Annotated in this window: 24 protein-coding genes and 1 pseudogene; 10 read left to right on the top strand and 15 right to left on the bottom strand. The window is 47.6% G+C overall.

Going from position 1 to position 20,217, the window contains the following annotated elements:
- Positions 1-62: 62 nt before the first annotated feature.
- The 3 genes and pseudogenes from ODZ53_RS21955 to ODZ53_RS21945 all read left to right on the top strand — a co-directional run.
- Positions 63-182 (top strand): annotated as a pseudogene (locus ODZ53_RS21955) (YoaP domain-containing protein); the annotation flags it as partial.
- A 131-nt stretch (positions 183-313) separates the two neighbouring features.
- Positions 314-517 carry an NAD-binding protein gene (locus tag ODZ53_RS21950; RefSeq protein ID WP_372680020.1) on the top strand — a complete coding sequence of 68 codons (204 nt, stop codon included), beginning with the start codon at positions 314-316 and terminating at the stop codon, positions 515-517.
- 102 nt (positions 518-619) lie between these two features.
- Positions 620-976: a MoaF-related domain-containing protein gene (locus ODZ53_RS21945; protein ID WP_372680018.1), complete on the top strand. Its 357-nt coding sequence runs from the start codon at positions 620-622 to the stop codon at positions 974-976.
- 74 nt (positions 977-1,050) lie between these two features.
- On the opposite strand, the gene ODZ53_RS21940 is transcribed toward ODZ53_RS21945, so the two are convergent.
- From ODZ53_RS21940 to fabL, 7 genes are all read right to left on the bottom strand, one after another.
- Positions 1,051-1,596 (bottom strand): flavodoxin family protein, encoded by a 546-nt coding sequence (locus tag ODZ53_RS21940; protein WP_199927551.1) that lies wholly within the window; start codon positions 1,594-1,596, stop codon positions 1,051-1,053.
- Between the two features lie 194 nt (positions 1,597-1,790).
- Positions 1,791-3,020, bottom strand: coding sequence for an MFS transporter (locus ODZ53_RS21935; protein WP_372680016.1), 1,230 nt, complete (start codon positions 3,018-3,020; stop codon positions 1,791-1,793).
- 116 nt (positions 3,021-3,136) lie between these two features.
- Positions 3,137-4,357 carry an MFS transporter gene (locus ODZ53_RS21930; protein ID WP_372680014.1) on the bottom strand — a complete coding sequence of 407 codons (1,221 nt, stop codon included), beginning with the start codon at positions 4,355-4,357 and terminating at the stop codon, positions 3,137-3,139.
- 24 nt (positions 4,358-4,381) lie between these two features.
- The gene (locus ODZ53_RS21925) at positions 4,382-6,163 is read right to left on the bottom strand and encodes an ABC transporter ATP-binding protein (RefSeq protein ID WP_372680012.1); all 1,782 of its coding nucleotides are present in this window, start codon (positions 6,161-6,163) and stop codon (positions 4,382-4,384) included.
- 57 nt (positions 6,164-6,220) lie between these two features.
- Entirely contained in the window at positions 6,221-6,757 is a 537-nt protein-coding gene (locus ODZ53_RS21920) for a DUF402 domain-containing protein (protein ID WP_007729805.1), read from the bottom strand.
- Positions 6,758-6,805: 48 nt separating this feature from the next.
- On the bottom strand, positions 6,806-7,219 hold the full coding sequence (locus tag ODZ53_RS21915) for a GNAT family N-acetyltransferase (protein WP_016742780.1): 414 nt from the start codon (positions 7,217-7,219) through the stop codon (positions 6,806-6,808).
- Positions 7,220-7,330: 111 nt separating this feature from the next.
- Entirely contained in the window at positions 7,331-8,089 is a 759-nt protein-coding gene (fabL, locus tag ODZ53_RS21910; RefSeq protein WP_372680009.1) for an enoyl-[acyl-carrier-protein] reductase FabL, read from the bottom strand.
- Positions 8,090-8,284: 195 nt separating this feature from the next.
- Here fabL and ODZ53_RS21905 point away from each other — a divergent pair, with 195 nt between their 5' ends.
- Entirely contained in the window at positions 8,285-8,509 is a 225-nt protein-coding gene (locus tag ODZ53_RS21905; protein ID WP_012684762.1) for a hypothetical protein, read from the top strand.
- 50 nt (positions 8,510-8,559) lie between these two features.
- Here ODZ53_RS21905 and ODZ53_RS21900 read toward each other — a convergent pair whose 3' ends face one another.
- Positions 8,560-10,527 carry a methyl-accepting chemotaxis protein gene (locus ODZ53_RS21900; protein ID WP_372680007.1) on the bottom strand — a complete coding sequence of 656 codons (1,968 nt, stop codon included), beginning with the start codon at positions 10,525-10,527 and terminating at the stop codon, positions 8,560-8,562.
- Positions 10,528-10,743: 216 nt separating this feature from the next.
- Entirely contained in the window at positions 10,744-11,019 is a 276-nt protein-coding gene (locus ODZ53_RS21895; RefSeq protein WP_372680005.1) for a hypothetical protein, read from the bottom strand.
- Positions 11,020-11,057: 38 nt separating this feature from the next.
- Between ODZ53_RS21895 and ODZ53_RS21890 the strand changes: the two genes are divergently transcribed.
- The 3 genes from ODZ53_RS21890 to ODZ53_RS21880 all read left to right on the top strand — a co-directional run bounded on the left by ODZ53_RS21890 (position 11,058) and on the right by ODZ53_RS21880 (position 12,400).
- On the top strand, positions 11,058-11,210 hold the full coding sequence (locus ODZ53_RS21890) for a hypothetical protein (protein WP_172801935.1): 153 nt from the start codon (positions 11,058-11,060) through the stop codon (positions 11,208-11,210).
- Positions 11,211-11,347: 137 nt separating this feature from the next.
- A complete protein-coding gene (locus tag ODZ53_RS21885) occupies positions 11,348-11,506 on the top strand; it encodes a hypothetical protein (protein WP_012684759.1) in 159 nt (52 codons plus the stop codon).
- 117 nt (positions 11,507-11,623) lie between these two features.
- On the top strand, positions 11,624-12,400 hold the full coding sequence (locus tag ODZ53_RS21880; RefSeq protein ID WP_372680002.1) for a Cof-type HAD-IIB family hydrolase: 777 nt from the start codon (positions 11,624-11,626) through the stop codon (positions 12,398-12,400).
- A gap of 41 nt (positions 12,401-12,441) precedes the next feature.
- Here ODZ53_RS21880 and mutY read toward each other — a convergent pair whose 3' ends face one another.
- A complete protein-coding gene (gene mutY / locus ODZ53_RS21875) occupies positions 12,442-13,548 on the bottom strand; it encodes an A/G-specific adenine glycosylase (protein ID WP_372680000.1) in 1,107 nt (368 codons plus the stop codon).
- A 31-nt stretch (positions 13,549-13,579) separates the two neighbouring features.
- Positions 13,580-13,861: a hypothetical protein gene (locus ODZ53_RS21870; protein ID WP_372679998.1), complete on the bottom strand. Its 282-nt coding sequence runs from the start codon at positions 13,859-13,861 to the stop codon at positions 13,580-13,582.
- A 159-nt stretch (positions 13,862-14,020) separates the two neighbouring features.
- Here ODZ53_RS21870 and ODZ53_RS21865 point away from each other — a divergent pair, with 159 nt between their 5' ends.
- Positions 14,021-15,010, top strand: a complete 990-nt coding sequence (locus ODZ53_RS21865; RefSeq protein ID WP_142498320.1) for a metal-dependent hydrolase — start codon at positions 14,021-14,023, stop codon at positions 15,008-15,010.
- Positions 15,011-15,153: 143 nt separating this feature from the next.
- The gene (locus ODZ53_RS21860; protein ID WP_016742787.1) at positions 15,154-15,699 is read left to right on the top strand and encodes a pyridoxamine 5'-phosphate oxidase family protein; all 546 of its coding nucleotides are present in this window, start codon (positions 15,154-15,156) and stop codon (positions 15,697-15,699) included.
- 57 nt (positions 15,700-15,756) lie between these two features.
- Here ODZ53_RS21860 and ODZ53_RS21855 read toward each other — a convergent pair whose 3' ends face one another.
- The 4 genes from ODZ53_RS21855 to ODZ53_RS21840 all read right to left on the bottom strand — a co-directional run bounded on the left by ODZ53_RS21855 (position 15,757) and on the right by ODZ53_RS21840 (position 18,738).
- Positions 15,757-16,203, bottom strand: a complete 447-nt coding sequence (locus ODZ53_RS21855) for a carboxymuconolactone decarboxylase family protein (protein WP_372679995.1) — start codon at positions 16,201-16,203, stop codon at positions 15,757-15,759.
- 72 nt (positions 16,204-16,275) lie between these two features.
- The gene (gene sigJ, locus ODZ53_RS21850) at positions 16,276-17,163 is read right to left on the bottom strand and encodes an RNA polymerase sigma factor SigJ (protein WP_372679993.1); all 888 of its coding nucleotides are present in this window, start codon (positions 17,161-17,163) and stop codon (positions 16,276-16,278) included.
- Entirely contained in the window at positions 17,163-17,957 is a 795-nt protein-coding gene (locus ODZ53_RS21845; RefSeq protein ID WP_372679991.1) for a dioxygenase family protein, read from the bottom strand. Before ODZ53_RS21845 ends, sigJ begins: the two co-directional genes overlap by 1 nt.
- A 172-nt stretch (positions 17,958-18,129) precedes the next feature.
- A complete protein-coding gene (locus ODZ53_RS21840) occupies positions 18,130-18,738 on the bottom strand; it encodes a superoxide dismutase (protein ID WP_012684750.1) in 609 nt (202 codons plus the stop codon).
- A 191-nt stretch (positions 18,739-18,929) separates the two neighbouring features.
- Between ODZ53_RS21840 and ODZ53_RS21835 the strand changes: the two genes are divergently transcribed.
- Positions 18,930-19,700 carry a sulfite exporter TauE/SafE family protein gene (locus tag ODZ53_RS21835; RefSeq protein ID WP_372679989.1) on the top strand — a complete coding sequence of 257 codons (771 nt, stop codon included), beginning with the start codon at positions 18,930-18,932 and terminating at the stop codon, positions 19,698-19,700.
- Positions 19,701-20,217 lie beyond the last annotated feature (517 nt).

Here is a 20,217-nt window from a genome sequence, read left to right as displayed (position 1 = left end):
AATCGCCCTACCTACTTGTTGACCATTATCCTGTAACTACTAACACATAGGTAGCTGGGCTACAAGAAGAAGCACAAATCATACCGACTATAAGGACAACCTTTGGGGTGTTTTATAATGGAGAATTCATTACGCACGAAATATTGAGCTCAAACAAATTTGACAAATTACTAACAGAGCTTTTATCAGATGAATCAGGAGTTCGTTTTAAAGAAAAGAAAGACCGGAATTCTCTCCGGTCTTTCAGGCTATTGTTTCGCCTTCGGCCACTCATTAAAAATCTTTGCTTCCTCTACTGCCCGTGGATCTGACAATGCTCGTCATCATGGTAGGCGGCGAGCAGGCGAATTATGAGGCAGCCAAGCCGATGCTGGACATCATTTCCGAGAGCGCCGTGGGAACACCACTCATTCGCGGAAAAGCGGCTTCCATCCTCGCTGACGACTATCCGGCCGCCTTTGCCCTAAAGCATATGACCAAGGACCTTCGCCTTGCGAATGAAGCAGCGGCTACCTAAGACCTGAAAATAACGTCTTAGACTGGGCGCTGTTTTTTTGCATGCCACGCAGAGCATACGCCTATGTTTGACATATATTGAATACAAAAGGAGGAGTATGCTATGCATCGTCCGAATTTTCAATATATAAAATACAGTAATCGACTCCCTGTATACGCTGGTAAGACCTTTCGCTACGATTATGATGATGGCAATGTATTTATCATTCATTTCTTTGACGCTACTCATCGGCATGATGAAGGGGTGGCAGGCCCGCATACAGGATTCAATGGTTACTATACATTCAACTACGTGGAGATCGCTCCTTGCGTTTACTTTATGTATTGGCTGGAAGAAGTCTACACGGTCAGCCAAGTTGCTGATTTTAATCGAATGCTGGTCTATACCCATTATACCTATGATGCACAGGGTGTTCGAAAAAGTCTGTTCCATTCCGGTATCATAACCGAACTTTGCTAGCTTCACCTCATAATCCGTGGAAGATGACAAAGCGAAAGACCGGAATTGCTTCCGGTCTGTTGTCGTACGATATGCTATTGTTTGGCCTTCAGCCACGCATTTAAAATCTTTGCTTCCTCTACTGCCCGTTGATCTGACAATACATCACCGGGTTTGTTACCTTCCCCGATGATATAGCCCGCAAATGGCATTCCGACAAAAGAAAAAACATACTGAAACTGCTGAATAAGTGGCAACCCCTTCAATCTGGGCTGGTCTCCGCCAGTCGTAATGACATATGCTTGCTTTTGCCCGAGAGATTCTTTGAAAAAATAACGCTTGTCTCGCAAGCTCTGCGACCAGCGATCCACATAGTTTTTCATATGGCCCGACATGCCGTACCAATAGATCGGCGTAGCGAAAATGAGAAAATCATGGGCGAGCACCGCTTCCGTCACTTCATCGTAATCATCCGCGACTGAATCGAAGCCTCCTTCGTCATGCCTCTGGTCGTGAATCGGGCGAATGTTTTTCTCTCGCAGACGAATACTGGTGTGCTGCACGCCTTCCAATGCTACATTTGTCAATTGCTCCGTATTCCCTGCGTCTCTTGAACTACCATGTAATACGAGAATGTTCATGTGCTCACCCATCCTTACTCCTAATGTTCACTCCTCTTTATTGTAGGGAGAAAATCTAGCTTACTCAAACCTTAAACAACAAATGTCCCTTATGTTACGCTGATGAACGGCACCGTTACCTACAGTACGGCAATCTTCAAAAAAGGCTGCCAAATCAGTAGAAAAATCTACGGATAAGACAGCCTGCTCGTGTTTTAATTTGCAGAAACCCCACTTGAATGCACCGTCTGCTTTTTTTGCAAGCGCAACGCCAAAAGAAAAGCGATGAGTAACAATCCAGCAGATACATAATAAACAGCCCGGACTCCCTGCCATTCAGCGATAGCACCCATCACTAGGGCAGAAGTGCCAAAAACGAGTAAATCAATCGTCCCCTTTGCTGACAGGACATAGGGTAGTACTGATTCCTCCGTCTCTTGCTGCAAAAGTGTCTGCTTGCTTACATGCACCATTTCCAAAAACGGTCCCAACGCAAACGAAAACAACAGTGCCACCAGAGCGTTCGTACTACTGCCAAAACAAAAGGTAAAAAATCCGACGCCAATCGTACCACAAATGATCCAACGAAATAAATGACGCCGCATCCGCTCCGCATACATCAATAGCAGCGTCCCACCCGCAATGGCTCCGAGCATGTAACCGGCATTAATATAGCCCCACCATTCTTCCCCTTGTCCAAGCACATCGAGGACAAATGGCAGCATAATCGCAGCGATCCACACACCCCCGGACAAGCTGATCACGACATCCATCGCGACCAGCACTCGCAGGACAGGTACATCGCGAATGGCTTTCCATCCAGTGAGCCAGTTGGTTGTCGCCCCAGCTGCCTGTTCTTCTCGCAGCTTTTCGCTTGCCGGTGCTATGCCTGTCATCGCGATCGTTGCCACTACATAGGCACCAACCGTTCCCCATAGAACAACACCCGCTCCCAGCCAGGAAACGAGTAATCCTCCTGCGGCCCAGCCAGCAAAATGAACCGTTTGATCTGAGGTGGCAAGCAAACCATTCGCTTGCATCAGATCTTCTCGTCCTACCAACTGCGGCACCATGGCGTTTCGTGCAGGGTTTGCCCATCCATCCATAAAGGCGATGGTTGACCCCAATCCGAACAACAGCCAGATCCACTCTCCCTGCTCTCCCACACCCCTGCTGACAGCTAATGAGGCTATAGCCAAAAGTATCGTCTTCAAGCCTTGCGACAGCACGAGCATGCCCGTCAACGACAATCGCTGAAACACTAGTGGAGCCAACAAGCTGCTCACAGATTGCGAAGCTACGATGACAACCGGTATGAACGCCGTGTACATGACAGAACCAGTTGCAGCGTACATGACCGAAATAAACGCGACAATATAAAATACATCCCCAAGGTTGGCCAATGTCTGACCCGCCCAGAGGCAAATAAAGCGTCGATGCCACATGAAGCACACCCTCCTGTCGGTTCAGGACCAGCCTATACGTCCTGATGGAATATGAAGTTATTCACACCGACTCGCCGTCACAATGGAGGTGCACCTCTTTTCGCGAAAATTACCTTTTATTCTATTCCAGAATCAGGATGCTGTACAGATTTGTTTCGGAAAAAGCTGTAGTACACCCAGCCTGCGTTAATAAACAGGAAAGCACTCGTCATGTAAAAAACTCCGCTAATGCTCACATAACCTGCCAAAAAGCCGCCAATTATCGGTCCAAGCATGCTGCCAATACTGACGAAGCTATTGTTATAGCCGTAGACGCGACTGACCATATGTACAGGTGTTGCTCGCCGTAGCAAAGCATTGACGGATGGGAGTAATCCTCCCAGGGACAAGCCTAACAAAAATCGGAGCGCGACCAATTGCCATACCGTATGTACGAGACCTTGTGGAATGAAGATGATTGCGGCAGCCAAAAGCGAGAACAAGAGTACCTTTTGCGAGCCGAACCGATCTCCTAAACGCCCTAGCTGTGGGGAGGCAAAAACATTTGCTACCCCCATGCATGCCTGGACAATTCCGGCCCACAACGCTACCCTTGCCCCTTCTGAACCGAGCAACTGCGAAATGTAAATCGGCAGCACAGGAATAATGCTAAACAACGCAAACTGGATCATTACGGTTACAAAAAAGAGCGCCGGGAGTTCTTTGGAAGAAAAGATCATCTGAAAGTCTTCGCGTAGACTCGATTGTTCCTTTTTTTCAGGTGGAACAAAGTTCTCTTTCACCGTAAACGTAATGACCAAGGTCGCCAGTAATAATACGCAACCAGTAATTACAAAAATCATTCGAAAGCCGATCTTCTCTGCAAGAACACCGCCAAACAGCGGTCCCATAATGGTTCCGGCCGTAATAAAAGACTGAAGCAACCCTGTTGCATAGCCAATTCGTTCTTTGGGTACAGAGGATGCTACTAATGCGGTACTGGCAGGGATGATTCCGCCTACGAGTCCATTGAGCAGACGAAGAGCCAAAAGCTGCCACAGACTTCCCGCAAAACCGGTCATTGCCATGGTAATGGACATGAAAAATCCCGAACGCAGAATCATAATCTTGCGCCCGTGCTTATCGGCCAAATTTCCCCAAATAGGCGAGACGAGGCCCGCCGTCAAAAAGTTGGCTCCAAAAATAATCCCCGCCCAAGCCGTGACTTGATGAGGGTCTTCAATTCCGAAATCCTGCTGAATGTAAAGCGGTAAAAAAGGCATGATCATGCTCATCGCCACCATGACGAAAAACAACGATCCACAGAGCACATATAAATTACGGCGCCATATCTCCATCGGATTTCCTCCAATCCCATCTGCTTATCCCAGTTGCAGGTCGGATGCACTTCCTAAATCTTGCACACTCCACAGACCATGGTATACTCCCTTTCTCTCCAGCAATTGCTCGTGGGTGCCTTCCTCAACGATCTGACCCTCTTTCATGACAATGATTTTGTCCGCATGGGTAATCGTCGAAAGTCGATGGGCCACGATGAGTGTGGTTCTTCCTTTTGCCAATCTGGACAAAGACTCCTGAATCGTATGCTCTGATTCCAAGTCGAGGGCAGAAGTCGCCTCATCCAGAATCAGAATACCTGGGTCACGCAGGAAAACACGCGCAATCGCAATTCGCTGCTTTTGCCCGCCAGAGAGCTTTACGCCTCGCTCTCCCAGCTCCGTATGGTAGCCATTCGGTAATTCACTAATAAAGTCATGGGCATTGGCCGCCTTCGCAGCTTCTTGCACAGCATTGTCATCTGCATCAGGATTGCCCATTAAAATATTCACTTTTGCTGATTCACTAAACAAAATATTATCTTGCTGCACCATCCCGATGTGGTGACGCAAATTTTGCTGCTTCACATCTCGGATATCGAGGCCATCAATCGTAATTTTCCCTTCTGTCACGTCCCAAAAACGCGGCAGCAAGCTAATCAACGAAGATTTTCCGCCGCCTGACATCCCGACAATCGCAACCGTTTCACCAGAAGAGATGTTCAAATTCACGTTGTTCAAGACAAGAGGGCCTTCCTCCCGATAGCGGAAGGACACGTTCTCAAAGCGAATTTCGCCGCGAATGCGTTTGGTTGCAGGGTCTACAGGCAACTCTCCTGCGTTTGGCTTGTCAACGATATCGTACGATTCATCGATAAACTCGAACATCCGGTCCATCGATGCAATTGCCTGCGTCAGTACCGTACTGGAATTGACCAAACGTCGCAGTGGTGTGTACAAGCGCTCCAAATAAGCATAAAACGCAACGAGCGTCCCTACACTCATACTCCCGCCGATGACTTGGTAACCAGCATAGGCAATGACCAGTAGCGGTGCGATATCCGTCACCGTATTGACCACAGCGAAGGTTCGGGCATTCCACCGCGTATGTGCCAGTGCCTTATCCAGAAACTGATTGTTCTCCTTGGCAAATTCCTTGCTCTCCTGCTTTTCCAATGCAAAGCTGCGGATGAGCGACATGCCGTTTACACGTTCGTACAAATACCCTTGTAGATGCGCCAGTGCAGCTGAACGATCCTTTGTCAATTGACGCAAGCGCTTGTAGAAAAACTTGACGGAGATACTGTACAAAGGGAAAACGATAATGGCGACAATCGTCAGCTCCACGTCCATATAGAGCATGATCCCCATCGTCAATGTAATCGTAATCAGGTCCAGCCAAAGATTCATCAATCCCGATTCCACGAAGCTTTTGGTTGATTCCACGTCGTTAATGACCCGAGAGATGACCTCACCCGTTTTGGTATTGTTGTAGTAGCGCATCGACAGTCGTTGTAAATGAGAAAACAATTGATTGCGAATGTCGAACAAGATACGACTGGATACCCACTGTGCATAGTATTGCCGGATGTACTCAACAGGGGCGCGAACGACGGTAAATAACAAAAAGGCCCCGAGCATCAGCCAAAATAGCTGTTTCAGCTTTTCCTCTTGAGGAAGCGGACTTGGCAGCAGGTCATCAATGACGTATTTGATAAGAAGTGGCAGAGCAAGTGGGATCGCGAACTTAATAATTCCAATAAATATAGTGCCCAATATTTGTTTCCAATAGGGCAGGACATAAGCCAAATAGCGGCGTATGCTCAAGCATCATACCTCCTTTGCAAACAAGGAAATCCCTCCCCCGGTCATTCGGGAAAGGGATTATTCCTCATCATCTCGTACTAAAAGATAACGCTCGTACCAGCGTTGGACGAAGCCGTTTTGAAAAGGGCCACGTCGTGCGCTTACCCAATCCAGCACCTCACGCAATGCTGTCTGCACTCTTTCCACAACAAATGGAGGATAGTTCATCTGTTTGCTATGTAAAAGAAACTCCTCTTCGTCGAGAATCGAGTACGTCATATCGGGAAACACTTTTACGTCGAGATCATAGTCTATGTAGCTTAGCAATTGTCCCTTCATGCTGAAGGGCGAACCAATGTTGCAATAATAATAAATACCGTCATCACGAATCATGGCAATGGTATTGAACCACTGGCCTCTACCAAATGTACAAATGGCCGGTTCACGCGTACGCCATTCCCGCCCGTCTGCTTCTGTCACCTTGACCCGATCATTTCCCCCAATCACCACCGCATCACTGGTATGAATCAACGTAGATTTGTCCCATATGCGGTGCAACGAATGGTCATGTTTATAACTTTCTATGCGGATATTGGAGCCCGGAGTTGGTGACATGACTCTCCCCTTTCTTCTCTTCTCTATTTGAATGGGGACAAGCCTCCTTTAAGAAGAGAGCTTTTTGGAAAGTGTAACATATTTTTGTACTTCATAGCCAAGTGAAAGGTAAAACGGAAGGACTTCCGGATTTGATTGATTGACCATGATCAAGACGTTATTGACACCTCGTTGCTTGAAACGCTTTTCAATTGCTTCAACGAGTTCGCGACCAATACCTGAGCCTTGCATCTCTGGAAGTACAGCCAATCGGTAGAAATAGGCACGTGCTCCGTCGATCGTGCCAACCACGACCCCTACCACTCTGCCTTCAATTTCCGCAACCATTACCAGATCGCTGTCCCAAGCCAAATGCTGGGCCAAATCGTTCAATGACTCTTTGTCCGATTGGTCCAACCCCGTCTCCTGCCAAATACGTGTGATAGCCGAATAGTCACCGAGTCGAAACGGACGAATCAGCATGTGTTGCCTCCTTCGTAACCTTCTTCCTCTATTGTACAACACATGGACAACTTTGTCTTGTGTCGCCACACCACAAAGTCTCCAACTCCATACTCCATCTACAATAAATCATTATGTCAAAAGAGAAATACCGCCGTCTACAATCAATGTCTGTCCGCGAACCATCCACGCTTTGTCGGAGAGCAAGAACATCACAGCATTAGCCATATCTTCTGGCTCCACAATGCGTCCTGCTGGCGTACGCTCTGCTGAGCTACCGAGCAATTCTTCACGATTCGGGAAATGTTTGAGTGCATCCGTATCCACCGCTCCGCCAGATACAGCGTTTACTACAATATTATGCGGTGCGAGCTCGACTGCCAAATAACGAGTAATCGCTTCTACAGCTGCCTTCGATACGCCAACCGCTGTATAGTTGTCGAGTACGCGAATGGACCCAAGGCTGGACAAGCTCACGATTTTTCCGCCGTTGCCACCCTTGATCATTAGTTTTGCCGCTTCTTGCGCACAGAACAACAGCGCCTTGCTGTTAATTTCCATGGTCCAGTCCCAATGGCTTTCTTCCAGCTCCATCAGCGGACGCAATACACCCGATGCCGCATTGTTCACAAAGACATCCAAGCGCCCGAATTCCTGGTCAATTTCTGCGAACAATTCTTTGATTTTTGCTACATCCCCTACATTGGCTTTGATCAGATGGACACGAGCGCCCTTTGCTTCCAGCTCTGCTGCTGCTTCTCTTGCCGCAGTGCGGTTACGCAAATAGTTCAGCACCAGGTCATAACCCTGTTCCGCCAATTGAAGAGCAATCGCTTTTCCGATCCCTCGGGTCCCGCCAGTAACCAGTGCAACTTTTTTCGTTGTATTCATAAAAAGATTACCTCCCAACCTGACCAACTATTAATAGCAGGTACTAATATGTAAAAATCACCTTTTCATTATACAACTCCACCTGCGCTTTTTCTACCTACGGAAAAAATCCCGGCATGACTTGATCCTCTCAACTATAGCCATACTAAGCTCGCGGTATCAGGCAACCACTACCACATAAGGAGGAATGGCAGGGTGTACATAGGTCGGGAATTATCCGAATTAACCATGGTGCCACTAGCTGATTGGGAAATGAATGAGCTGCTTTATTACCATCACAATTTTTCGCAATTGGCAGCTTACCTTAGTGCAGAAGGAGCCTCTCTTCACGTCAAAGTCATCCATGAGCTTGAATCCAGAGGGCCTGTGAATGGAGACAGCGGGGGATGGGATCATTCCTCGTCACCTATTTACGATTAAGTAAAAAGCCCGGCTGCTCGTGTATGTAGACACGGCACCCGGGCTTGTTTTTAGATACGGAACTGACCGATCTGGTTTTGCAATTCCTCCGCGAGATGTTCGAGAGAAACGGCTGAGGAAGCGATCTCTTCCATAGAGGCTAGCTGCTCCTGGGCAGCTGCGGATACACTTTGTGTTCCATCAGACGCTTGCAGTGTCACTTCGGAAATATGACCAATGATCTCAACCACTTGCTGTGCCCTTGTAGAGAAATCACGTGTCGCTTCAGATACCTGACCGATTTTCTCTGCCACTTCATTGACGGCTGATTGAATTTGTTCGAAGGACTGACCAGCTTCGTTCACTTTTTCAATGCCTTCCGTGACTTCACGCTTGCTCTGATCCATGACAACTACAGCATGGTTTGTCTCCGCTTGAATCGCGGTGATCAGCTGATTGATTTGTTGTGCCGAGCTTGCGGATTGCTCTGCCAGCTTACGTACCTCATCAGCCACCACAGCAAAGCCTCGTCCATACTCCCCTGCTCTAGCCGCTTCGATTGCCGCATTTAGTGCGAGCAGATTGGTTTGGTTTGCGATGGCAGTGATCACATCCACGATGTTTCCGATTTCCTGTGAACGCGTACCCAAATTATCCACGACTTTTGCCAGACCGTGAATCGATTCGCTGGATGCATTCATTTGCAGCACAGCCGATTGAATGGCTTTGTTTCCGGTCACTGCCAAGTCTGACGATTCCCGAGCTGCGATGAAAACGTTTTGTGTATGCTCGGCGATCTGACCGATTCTTGCCGACATTTGTTCGACTGCTGCGTTACCCTCCTGCGTATGGGATACTTGCTGCTCGGTTCCTTCCGCCATTTCTTGCATGGTCTCTGCGATCTGTTCTGTCGCTTTGCTTGTCTGATCCGCACTTGCAGCGAGCTGCTCTGCCGAAGAAGCCAGCTGCTGGACAGAATCATTTACCGAATGGAGCAAGGAACGAAGAGATTCCGCCATATGATTGAAGGCTTTGCCCAACGTACCCAGCTCATCGTCACTTCGTATATCTACTTGTTGTGTCACATCGCCTTGGCTCATTTTTTCCGCTGCTTCTGTCAACATGCGCAGAGGACGGAGTAAGGATCGCAAAATCACGTAAATGACTCCGCCAGCAACCACCAGCGCAGCAATTATAATCACGAGCATCGTGTAAAAAATCGGATTTGCTGCTTCTCCTGCTTCGCTTTCATACATCACGCCAACCAGCTTCCAACCCGTATTTTCATTCGTAGTAAACACGGCTTGGACGGGATTTCCTTCGTGCTGAAACTGTAATCGACCTGACTCTTTTGCATATACAGTATCCACCCAAGACTCTGCAACCTCAATGCCAGACTCTCCATTTGGATTGACTAGCATTTTTCGGTTTTTATCCAAAATCGTCATAAATCCTTGGGTACCGATTTTCGCTTGCTTGACCGTCGCGTCCAGCGCTGACAGTTGAATATCAATTCCATAAACACCGGACTGATCAGGCAATGCCATCGCCATTCCTACCACGACTTTGCCGGTAATGGCATCTATGTACGGGTCCACAATAATGGTCTTGCCTGGCTGCTTCATGGCTGCTATGTACCAATCTCTCTTTCGCGGGTCGAATCCGTCCGGGAGCTTGGAATCGGTTGCAGTCATCATGCCGCCATTCTCGTCCCCGATATACGCTTCACTCACTTCCGAGTTTAAAGCGAGAAAACGCTGCAATTTCTTTTTGGTGATCATCCTGTTCTCTTCCTGAATGTCTTTGCGTACAATATCAGCAGCGATCCACCCCACATTCCTTGATTGCTCCATCAGTGTCCGATTCAAAAGCGCATCTATCAACCGAACGTTTTCAGAGGCAGTCGTCAGCAATTCATTTGACAGCTCTGCTTTGGCACTTTGATAAGAGAGCAACCCAAGCAAAAGCATGGGGATCACTAATATTGTGGAAAATGTAGCGATAAGCTTGGATTTTACAGTGAGTCGAGGTGTTTTCATTCGCTAGCATCGCCTTTCTGGTGTCATGATTGTCCTATATGGTTGCCCGATATATGTCTCATTGTAAACTTTTCATTGCCCACCAGACTACATATTTGTTTATTTTTTATTATCTTTTATTATATTCAGAATATACTTTCTTCTAGAAATAGGTAAAAAATCGCTTTACAACAAGAAAAAAATGCCATATTCTAAGAGTACGTTCCACACACACTACTACTTCGGAAAGAAAGGAGGCAGCACCATGATGATGATAGCAATGAACCTGAAACCAGCTCTTATGGATCGTCTTGTGGATGTTACAACTGAATATAGCAGCGCCTCCTGGGTCGACGAATTCCAGTAGTATTCGTACTCTTCAACATTTCCTTTTCGTCTATTACCGACCACAGGCGTTGTTGCTTGTGGTCTTTCTATGCCCTTCAAAACGGCATGTCCGTTTTTGTTGACAGAAGACCGCAGGCTTTCGCCCGTGGTCTTTTTCTTTCTCATGAATTAACATTTTCCACCTTGAAAGGGGGTGATTGGTAATGGTACTGAACTTTTTGCTTTTCACTGTCAAGATTGAACGCAATAAGGAACAAGCAGAGAAACTTTTCGCAGAAACTGCACGCTGTCGCTATCTCGAAGAACGCGCCGAAGAACACGCTTTTGAAGCTGCACAATTTGTGAGCCGCATTTAATGGACACCACTACTTGACTACAGGAGGGATTTTGGTATGAAAAACAAACAACGGCGTCAGATGATGAGGTTTACAGGAGTCAAAGCGATAGACGGTAGCTGACTGCACCAAACTAACGGGATGGGAGGGATACACTCATGTACATTCCAATGATTTTCTTCACAATCATTATTGAGAAACGGAAATTGACACCGAAGCAGCTTGAAGCAAAATACATGCAACAGCAAGCGCTGAAACGCATCGAAGAACAAAAGCATCAGATCGTCACACAATTTCCAGAGTTTTTGATTCGATAAAACGAAACAGGTTCACAAAGATCATGTCTGCGGGGGCATGATCTTTTTATTTTCCACTGCTACCCCCTCTCTCGAAGCTTTATAATGGATTCAAAAGAAAAAGTAGGGAGTGAAATCATGGAGTATCAAATCGTCTTTTTAGACATTGATGGGACACTCATCAACGAAGAGAAAATCATACCACCGGATACACTCGAAGCCATTCAAGAGCTGCAAAGAAACAAGATCGAGGTCGTCTTAGCAACAGGCAGAGCTCATTATTATTTTGACGAGCTTGCCAAGCAGTGCGGCATTGACTCGTATGTCAGTTGCAATGGCGCATATGTCGTCTATCAAGGAACAACCATTTATGATCGCCCCATCCCGACCAAAACACTCGATCAATTGCAACAGATCGCGGCCCAGCACGACCATCCTATCCTGTTTCAAGGCAGTACGGCGGGCTTTTCTACCCATAAGCAGCATCCGTATTTGGATTGGACCTTTCAGCAATTGAAGCTTGATTCCCCTGATCACAATGCAGATTTCGCCCATTCTGAAAATATTTATCAAGCGCTGTTGTTTACACCAGATGCGCATGAGCAGCAGTACAGAGAAGAGCTTCCCGCTCTCTCGTTTATACGCTGGCATGAGTATTGTATGGATGTTTTTGCAAAAGGCGGTTCAAAAGCGCTTGGTATTGAAGCGCTTCTCTCCCATATCGGGCTTGCTCCAAGCAAGGCAGTTGCTTTTGGAGACGGTCTGAATGACAAAGAGATGCTCTCTTATGTCGGGATGGGAATCGCCATGGGTAATGCGCATGAAGCTTTGTTGCCGCATGCCAATTACGTCACGCGCCACGTCGATGATGGCGGGATATCTCACGGCTTGCGTCACATCGGTCTGATGAAATAAATAAAAGCTGCCGAGAAATGCTCGACAGCTTTGCCTACCTGTTATTTTTGTCCCAACAGCTCACGAATTTTTTGATGCGCCATCGGAATGGTGTAAGCATCTAATTCCTCCCAAGCTGCGTATCTTGCATGAGCGGGGAGCTCTTCCCCATCGATCCAGTCACAGGACCATACTTGCATGTTCCACTGCAAATGGGAGAAGACGTGCTGAACCGTACCTAACGGCTGCATGACTTCTACATCGATTCCGAATCGTTCACGCAAACCAACTGCGAGTGCCTCCTGCTTGGCAGCATCACTTTCCTGTTCGGTTTCAACAGTAGGGAATTCCCACATGCCGGCGAGTAGCCCCTGATCGGGACGCTTGTTCATCAATACTTTGCCGTCGCGTATGATAATGCCTACTTGCAGATCAACAGGACGTGGAGGTTTGGCTTTGCCTTTGACCGGCAGCTCTTCTGCCACTCCTTCTTGGCGCGCCATACAGTAGTCAAACACCGGACAGGTCAAGCATTGCGGAGTGCGTGGAACACAGACCATCGCTCCCAGCTCCATTAAAGCCTGATTGAAATCTCCCGCTCTTCCCTCTGGAATGACTTGGCGTACGAGATGTTCGATTTTGATTCTTGTGGCAGGCTTGGCAATGTCATCGGTTAAATACAGCAGACGTGAAAAAACACGCATAACATTTCCATCCACAGCCGGCTCCGCCTTTTCATAGGCAATGCTAAGAATGGCACCTGCTGTATACGGCCCGACACCTTTTAGTGTAGCAATCTCTTCTGGTGTATCCGGCACAACGCCACCATAGCGAACAGTTACCTCGCGGGCTGCAGCTTGAAGATTGCGCGCGCGGGAGTAGTAACCGAGTCCTTCCCACGCTTTTAAGACATCTTCCTCGGGTGCTTTCGCTAACTCACTCACCGTCGGAAATTTCTCCATGAAATTCGCATAATAAGGTTTAACGGTCTCTACGCGTGTTTGCTGAAGCATAATCTCCGATACCCAGATGCGATATGGGTCTTTGTTGATCCGCCAAGGCAAATCCCGCTTTTGTGAGTCGTACCAGGCCAGCAAATCCTGAGCAAAGCCAAACACATGAAATTGTTCAGGAAGTGTATATTTCAAGCTTTCTTTTTTTCTCGCCATTTCCGTTTACTCTACTCCTTTTCAACCCAGTTTAAGCGGGACGAAACGCCCAAACATGCAGTTTTGCAGCTCCGCCGGAAATACAGTCGCAAAAGTCTTGATCTGTCAATCGGTTTGCCTTGATTTCTTCGTATATTTGAACAGTCTCGACCTCAAATGTTTCGACAAACAGACCGGGCTGATCCAAGCCCTCCATTGAGCGATACTGATGTGCACCCATCGCTTCCATTCGCTCAGCCATTGAGGTGAGCAATCGCAGAGCGTGACTTCGTTTTTCAGTATCCAGCTTGTATTCAATGAAAACCGTTAGCATGCGACGTGTTCCTCCTTTACCGATTCAACGCTTTCATCATACCTTTCCCACCCCGTACGAACAAGCACACAAATATTTTCAGAACGGGCGGGAATTAACCTCAGGCAAACGCTATAATAAACAATAACAGTGGAAGGAAGGGAGGAAGACAACGATTCCATGGATACAGCCACACATTTTGCCATGGGCTTTGGATTGGCCGGGCTCGCCTATCTTGATCCTGTCGTAGCTTCTACTCCGTCACTTGCAATGGCCGTCATGATTGGTACGGTCATTGGCTCGCAGGCACCTGATTTGGATGGCTTAGTCCGCCTTCGTGGTACCGCTGCCTACATTCGCAACCACCGAGGCGTTTCTCACTCGGTTCCCGCTTTATTTCTCTGGACTGGAGCCATTTTTGTTCTCATCCAGGCCATGATGCCACAGCCCCATTGGCTGCATTTGCTCGGCTGGATATTCCTGGCCGTCTGTTTACACGTATTCGTTGATTTGTTCAATTCCTATGGCACAAAGGGCCTGTACCCGTTTCGCGACAAATGGGTGGCGCTCAACGCCATTTTCATTTTCGATCCGTTCATTTTCGCTGCTCATCTCGTCGGTTTTATGCTATGGGCGGCAGGCGCGCATCCTGGACACGTCTTTTTATGGATATACGTGATCATTGCCGGATACTACTACTGGCGTTGTCAGGTGCAAAGACGTACGACGGAGCTGGTTCGCCAACGAATCGGCAAAGCTGGTACCTTCACCATCATCCCTACTCTTTCCTGGACGTATTGGACCTTCGTCGCAAAGACAGAGCAGCATTGGTATGTAGGTGAAGTCATTTCAGGGGACGTCGTCGTCTTGGACACCTTCTCCATCAAACCGGAAAATGAGCGGATTGCGGCAGCAAAGAAAAGTTACAAAGTCCAGTCCTTCCTCGCTTTTACTCATCATGTGCATGTAGAAACAAAGGAGCGTTCCTTTGGCTATGAGGTCAAATGGATTGATCTGCGCTACCGCTCGCGTTTTCAAGGGAAAAGTCACTACATGTTCGTCGCCGTGGTCTACCTCGATTTTGATCTGACCATCCGCGATTCCTTCGTCGGCTGGATCCACCGCGGAGAAGAACAGCTCACTAAAAAATTGGATTCAAAACGCTCGTAATAAGACGAGACTCCCGCCCCTGCTAGAAGAGGGCGGTTATTTTTTGGTCATCTGACCCGTTCATTTTTACCAAAATTGCACCTGTTCTCCTAGTCAAATACCCATTACGATCAAAATAACAACGACAGACTGGGGGACTCGACATGATACCAATTCGTTATTCTAAGCGTACCATTACTGATCAGGAGCAAATTGACCAATTTTTGCAAGTGGCAAAGGTCGGCCATCTCGGCTTGTCCAATGAAATCGAGCCGTACATCCTGCCTTTGAATTTTGCTTGGTGGAATGGCTGTATTTATTTTCACGGCGCGGATTCTGGCAGAAAAATCGAAATGATCAATGGCAACAACCGCGTATGTTTCAGTGTTTGCGAGGAGTACGGCACAATCGCCTCACCTGTGCCTGCCCATATCGATACGGCTTACATGAGTGTGTTTATCGCCGGAACAATTGAGCGTGTTTCTGAACCTGAGGAGATGCGCGATGCGATGCAATCCATGATCGACAAGTACGTACCCGGCTACTATTCAGAACCGTTGCCTTTGCAGCATGTCATCAAGTATCGTTCTTCGATGGGCAGTACAACCGCCATCTTCCGGATTACGCCTACTGCACTGACCGCCAAAGGTAACCCACTTTCCGAAGAGAAACAGTTCTATCCCGGCAGAAAAGTCGAGATGGATGTATAGCAACGAAAAAAGACACGCTCCTTTTTATAAGAGGCGTGTCTTTTGCTTCACTGATCTTTACTTATTATACGGAGCACTCATTCCTGTCGAAATCGCGATTCGGTTCCAGCAGTTGATCGTATTGATTGCCATAATCAAGGAAACGTACTGGTTCTCGTCAAAATGCTCGCGAACCTGCTGATAAAGCTCTTCAGAAACACCGTTAGCTGTAATGACAGTGACTGCTTCTGTCAGAGCAAGGACGGTGCGCTCTGCCTCTGTGTAAACCGCGGATTCTCTCCATACACTGAGCAAGTAAATGCGTTGCTCTGTCTCACCGAGCTTGCGCGCATCTTGCGTATGCATATCCATGCAAAAAGCGCAGCCGTTGATTTGGGAGGCACGAATTTTGATCAGCTCAATCAGTTTTTTGTCCAAGCCGCTCTCATTCACGAATTTTTCCAGCTTGAGCATAGTTTGATACGCTTCGGGATTCACTGCATGATGATTGATTCTAGCTTGCATGATTCATCTGTCCTCTCCACTCGAATTTTCTTTCACCCTCAAAGACGAGTGAAGCGTCGTTCTTGTGACGAGTCATCCATTTTCTTTTTGCAAATGGGCAAGCTTATCTGGATTGACCATCATGTACAAGCGTGCAATGCGATCTGCTTCATTCATAGTGATCTGGATGATCATTTTCAGCTGACCCTCGGAGTAGACGACGATTCCATCTTGGCCGTTGATCGAGCGAATCTGCATGGTAGCAAGAGAAGCCCACTTCGGCCATACCCCCATCCAGAAGGCAGTAATCCGCTCATCTGAGAAGATGGGATGAATAGCCGCACGAACCTTCCCGCCACCATCGCTGACAAGCACGGCATCTTTTGTCAAAAGTCCGATCAACGACTTCGCATCTGACTTGGAGATGGCCTGCATCAGCTGTTCTACCAAACTCGAAGTCCGACTCGACTGAGGGACGATCGCCTGATAACCTGCTTCAGCCAGCTTTTTTCTCGCAAGGCTGAACTTCTTACGGCAATTTACTTCGGTCATTCCGAGCATCGCAGCAATTTCGCTGTATTCGTAGTCGAGTGCTGTTCGGAGCACAAAAACAGCCCGTAGCGTCGACGGTAGTTTCTCCAAGAGAACAAGTAAGCCATACGAGACGGCTTCTTCGGCAATCACCGCTTGCAAGGGATCATTGGTTTCCGAAGCATCTAACATCGGCTCCGGCAGCCATTCCCCTACATACTGCTCCCGCTTCCAACGGGCTGATTTTAATACGTCCAGACAACGATTGGTCACAGCTTTGCACAGATAGCTTTTTACATGGTGAATGTCTTGGATGTCGGTACCTGCCAATGCAAGAAAAGTATCCTGAACAATGTCCTCCGCTTCCGTTACCGAGCCAGTCATCCGGTACGCAAGGGAAAACAGTAATGATTTATACTCCCGATAAACATCCTCCATGTGCACGGTCATTATTTTGGATCACCAAACTGCCAAAGGGTGTGAGTGAGACTTCCATAGCGGATGCTCATATGCAGGCGCTTCGCTGTACGTTCATCGTCGGCAGCACCCATGACGTACACGAGTGGTACAAAATGCTCGGTTCCATATGCGGGAACAGCTTTTTCTGCATGTGGAGCAAGTTCGCGATAGTTGGCTAGATCCTCGACATTCCAGTCAGTCAATGTTGTTTGCAGCCAGTCTTCGAATTGCTCCGCCCACTCAAAGGTATTACTACCAGACTCTCTCAGGTCCATATAGGAAAAATTATGGACAGTTCCGCCACTGCCGAGGATCAGAACGTCTTTTTCGCGGAGCGGACTGAGTGCTTTGCCGATCTGATATTGCTCCTTCACAGTCAGGTTCGGATTAACTGATAAGGCAACAACAGGAATATCTGCATCCGGATAAATATGGCGCAAAACTACCCAGTGTCCATGGTCCAAGCCTCTTGTCGTGTTCAAAGCGACAGGAATACCCGCTTCCTGAAGAAGTCGGATGGTTTCATCCGCTACTTCACGCTCTCCTTTTGCCGGGTACTCGATTTCGTATAACGCTTGCGGAAAACCGCCAAAATCGTGAATGGTCGGGAAGGTGTCCATGGTTCCCACCATTTGATCATAGGCTTCCCAGTGAGCGGAAAAAATGACAATAGCACGCGGCTTGCGTGGGAGCAGGCCAGGCAATTGGTTCAGTGCTTCTGTATATGCATTGCTTTCTATAGCAAGTAACGGGGCACCATGTGCAATGAAAAAAGACGGCATCATATGCGTACACTCTCCTCTATACTTTTTAAACTTAGTTACTTTTTGTAAGTATTATATCGCATAATCATCACGGTTACAAGTGTATCCAGAATTGATGCCGTTTCTTTTCTCTGAACAAAAAAAACTTGCCGTTCCTAAAGAACGACAAGCCTTATAGCTGGTAAAGTTACAATTACTTCGCTGCTGCGAAACGCTTGCTAACTTCATCCCAGTTTACTACGTTCCAGAACGCACCGATGTAGTCAGGGCGTTTGTTTTGGTAGTTCAGGTAGTATGCATGCTCCCAAACATCCAGACCAAGGATAGGTGTTTTACCTTCCATGATCGGGCTGTCTTGGTTAGGCGTAGAGCTGATTGCTACTTTTCCGCCTTCTGCAGTCAGCCAAGCCCATCCGGAACCGAAACGAGTAGTAGCTGCTTTTGCGAATTCTGCTTTGAAGTTGTCAAAGCTTCCGAAAGCCGCGTTGATTGCGTCAGCCAGTTCACCAGTTGGTGCGCCGCCGCCATTCGGGCTCATGATTTCCCAGAACAGTGTGTGGTTAGCATGGCCTCCACCGTTGTTGCGAACAGCAGTGCGGATAGACTCAGGCAGAGCATCCAGATTGCTGATCAGCTCTTCAATGCTTTTACCTTGCAGGTCAGCGTGTGCTTCCAGAGCTGCATTCAGGTTGTTAACATAAGTAGCATGGTGGCGTCCGTGATGGATTTCCATGGTTTGCGCGTCGATATGTGGTTCCAAAGCGTTGTGTGCATAAGGCAATGCAGGAAGTTGATGTGCCATTGTAACATTCCTCCTCAAATTATGTAGGTCAAGCTTACGACTTCATTATACTGTATGCCAAACAGTTTTTCAACAAATCGGTATGCAAAGTATATTAATCTATTTATTATTTCAAAGATTTCTATCTTGCAAACGAAAAGGAGCGTGCTAGACTTGGATTATTACAAACGAAGAGAATCAGGTGATTACTAGTGGAAATGGACTTATCAACGATCGTACTTCTCGCCGTCTTTGGATTCGTTGCAGCATTCATCGACAGTACTGTTGGTGGAGGTGGACTCATCTCTCTTCCCGCTCTGCTCGGTCTTGGAATGCCACCGTACCTTGCTCTTGGCACGAATAAGTTGGCTGGCACGATTTCATCTGCCACCAGCTCCTACACCTTTATCAAGAACGGCAAATTTGACAAGAAACTCATGCTGATCTTATTTCCCGTCTCCTTGATCGGCGCCTATTTCGGAGCGAAAACAGTTCTGTTCGTTCCTCAGGAGTTTTTGAAGACCCTTGTCGTGATTATGATGGCACTCATTTTTGTTTACACCCTTTTTAACAAACGATTCGGTCAAGATTCCAACTACAACGGACTGACCAAATTTACGCTTGGCATCGGGATTCCTTTTACATTTTTAATTGGATTTTACGATGGATTTTTCGGGCCGGGAACCGGTTCGTTCTTTGTTTTTCTGATGGTGCTTTTGTTTGGCTATGATTTTGTGATAGCAGCTGGCAATGGCCGAATTTTGAATCTGGCCAGTAACATTTCTGCGCTTTTTGTCTTCACAATGGAGGGCAAGGTCGTCTTCATGACTGGGCTCATCATGGGGATTGCGATGCTGTTGGGGGCGAACCTTGGTGCCAAAATGGCCATCAAAACGGGGGTACGTTATGTCCGTCCGTTGTTCTTGGTTGTATCCATTACCTTGATTGTGAAGATGGTGTATGAGTTGATTTTTACAGCTTGATTTAAAAAGACCTACTTGTACGTTGCTGTAGTGGTGGGGAGGAAACAGGAGAAAACGCTCAGCTTCTAGGGCCACCTGCTGGGGGATTGACTGCACGACTCCATGTAAAAAGCGAAACCGCGTCCAAAGTGGTCCCTTCCTCGAAGTTATTTCAGAGGTGGACGCTTAAGAGCGTGTTTCGCTTTTTGCATTCCGTCTCGGTCGGTGTCCCTAAGATCTTCGCTTATTTCTCCTGTTTCCTCTACAAGCCTTCCGTGTGATCCGATTTTTAAATGCCCTAAAGATTGAAGAATGTAATCAGCTACGCCAGAGAAGAATATTTCCAGACGTAGCGACTTGTGGAGTCCTACCGAGCGGAGAAGGGATGAGCGGGCAAAAGAAACGCAACCGTGCCCATGCGACGAAGCGGCTACCACTTTTGCGTTTCCCCGCGAATCCCTTCGGAGCGGGCATTCTTAGCCCTCAGCAGGACGGAGCCTGGAGCCTAGTCTGGAAATATTCTTCAAACCACTATAGC

Source organism: Brevibacillus sp. BD137 (genome assembly GCF_041644655.1).
Taxonomy (GTDB): domain Bacteria; phylum Bacillota; class Bacilli; order Brevibacillales; family Brevibacillaceae; genus Brevibacillus; species Brevibacillus brevis_D.
Note: the sequence above shows the minus strand (reverse complement) of the source record. Positions and strands in the feature narration are given on the sequence as shown.